The organism is Stenotrophomonas sp. P5_B8 (assembly GCF_054049855.1).
This window is the reverse complement of record NZ_JBFULO010000525.1, coordinates 1-2,290: the sequence shown is the minus strand read 5'-3', so window position 1 is coordinate 2,290 and position 2,290 is coordinate 1. Positions and strand designations below refer to the sequence as shown.

Genomic DNA, 2,290 nt, shown 5'->3' with positions numbered 1-2,290 from the left:
GGTGATGGGTAATGGGGCGTCGGGTTACGGCAGCTGATCGTCGCTGTGGCCGATTGAAGGCAGTCGATCAAAGGCAGCCGACCAACGGTCGGCTCTACGGCGAGGGCGCAAATAAAAACCCCGGCATCTGCCGGGGTTTTTGTTTGTCGATCAGGCCGCGAACACGTTGCTTGGGCCGGGAACCGGCGGCGGCGGGGTACGGCCACGGTGGGCGAACATCTGCTTCCAGGCCGCATACACCGCGCCGACATACAGCGGCATGATCACCGTGCTCATCGACAACTGCACCACGAATGCCGCCGCGCCCATGCCGCCGAACAACAGCGCCAGCTGCATCAGGATGAACACCAGGAAATAGATGCACAGCGCCGCGATCAGGCCGAKCACCATGAACACCGCCATCGCGCCGAAGTTTTCCAGGCAACCCTGCAGGCTCATGCGCAGCGCATGCATGCCGCTTTGGCGGTCGAACACCACCAGCGCCGGCTGGGTGAACATGGCCATGCTCAGCGCCACGAAGGTGGCGAAGGTGATCAGGATCCACAGCAGGATGCGCTTGACCGGTGCGTCGGCCATCAGCGCCAGGATCTGCTCGTTGCTGGGCTGGGTGCCGGACTGCTGCAGCTGCTGCATCTTGTGCAGCATGTCGCTGGAGGCGGTCAGGCCGTCGCTACCGATCAGGGCGAACAGCAGGGTGCCCAGTGCGATCACCGCGATGAGCTGGATGGCCAGCGGCACCAGCAGGTGGGTGACGCGACGGTCGCGGATGGGTTGCAGCAGGTGGGTGGGCAGCGCCCGGTGGCCCTGGTCGATCTCGCTGACCGCCCACAGCATGCCGCCGAACACCAGCGGGCCCACCGCCAGCGACAACAGCTGCACCAGCAGCCCGAGCCAACCGGGCAACAGCTGCGCCAGCACCAGGATCAGCGAGCTGACGATCATGCCGATCACGCCCAGCACCGCCAGTTGCAGCGGCGCGCGGCCATACAGGGAGAAAGCGTCCAGCAGCCATTGGGCGCCCGCCGAGGCGGGCAGCTTGCGAATCTCGCTCATACCATTCCGGAACAGGGGAGGGGCACGCGCGCCCCGAATCCGATCGATTATCCCTGTTTTCCGTGCGCGTCACCTGAAGGCCGGACGCGTTGCCCGGGACACTGCATCGCGCGGCCCGGCAGGATGCTCAGGCGTTGCGTGCCTGGCGTACGAAACGGCGCAGCAGCTGGCGTGCCAGCGGCGCGGCACTGACCCCACGGGCGACGCTGCGCGCGCACCCGCCATGGCTGCGGATGCACTCGGCGCGGGCGCGGACGTAGCCGCGCATGTGGTGGGTGGCGAACTCGGGATGGAACTGCACGCCCCAGGCCTGGCGGCCGAAGCGGAAGGCATGGCAGTTGTCCTGTGCCGAACGCGCCAGGATCGCCGCACCGTCGGGGGCGCGCAGCACCGTCTGCAGGTGGGTGGCGTGGGCCGGGAAGCGCTCGGGCAGCCCGGCGAACAACGGGTCTGTGCTGGCCGACGGATCCAGCGCCAGTTCGATGGTGCCCGACTCACGCCCGGCCGGGTTGTAGGCCACCTCGCCACCGAGGGCATGCGCCAGCAACTGGTGGCCGTAGCAGATGCCGAACACCGGCCGGTCGTCGTGGACGGCGCCGCGTAGCCACTGCGCGCTGCGTTCGCTCCAGTCGGCGCGGTCGGTAACGTAGGCGGCCGAGCCGGTGACGATCACCCCGGCGAAGTTGCGGTGGTCGGGCAGGGCCCCGCCGTGTTCGACATCGACCACAACCGTTTCGTCGGCATCCAGGCCGGCGGCGACGCGGATCCAATGCGGAAACCGCCCGTAGCGACGCAGCGAGGCGACGGGTTGGCCGGTTTCAAGAATCAGGAACGGGGCGGAATTCATCCGGGGGCGGCAGCACTGACAGGACTTCCTCGATTGTAGTCAGCCCTGCGGCCACCTTTTCAAGTCCCGCGCGGCGCAGGGTTCGCACCCCTTCAGCACGTGCGGCGCGGTTGAAGGCGGCCAGATCCATGTCCGCGCGGATCAGGGCGCGCAGCCGCGAACCCAATGGCAGCAGCTCATACAGCCCGACCCGGCCGAGKAAACCGGTGCGCCGGCAGTCGATGCAGCCGGCCGGCGCATATGGCGTGGGCGCCTGAGGTAATGCCTCTTCGCCATCAGCCAGCACCGCCCATTGGGCCGCACTGAGCGGGCGCGGCACCTTGCAGTTCGGGCACAGGGTGCGGTCCAGGCGCTGGGCCAGGATGCCGTTGAGGGTGGAGGCCAGCAGGT

At 68.1% G+C, this 2,290-nt stretch carries 3 protein-coding genes; all 3 read right to left on the bottom strand.

Annotation, left to right across the window (positions count from 1 at the left end; all coding sequences use genetic code 11):
* Nucleotides 1–150: 150 nt before the first annotated feature.
* Nucleotides 151–1,053: a BPSS1780 family membrane protein gene (locus ACXJKH_RS18920; protein ID WP_457321685.1), complete on the bottom strand. Its 903-nt coding sequence runs from the start codon at nt 1,051–1,053 to the stop codon at nt 151–153.
* Nucleotides 1,054–1,180: 127 nt separating this feature from the next.
* Entirely contained in the window at nt 1,181–1,900 is a 720-nt protein-coding gene (locus tag ACXJKH_RS18915; protein WP_256776339.1) for a glutamine amidotransferase, read from the bottom strand.
* The coding region (locus tag ACXJKH_RS18910; protein WP_457321682.1) for an ATPase, T2SS/T4P/T4SS family at nt 1,872–2,290 on the bottom strand (419 nt) is incomplete at its 5' end. The genes ACXJKH_RS18910 and ACXJKH_RS18915, both read right to left, overlap by 29 nt.

Excerpts from the sequence above, each read along its gene's own strand:
- ACXJKH_RS18915 (WP_256776339.1), bottom strand. The coding sequence starts at position 1,900 with ATGAATTCCGCCCCGTTCCTGATTCTTGAAACCGGCCAACCCGTCGCC.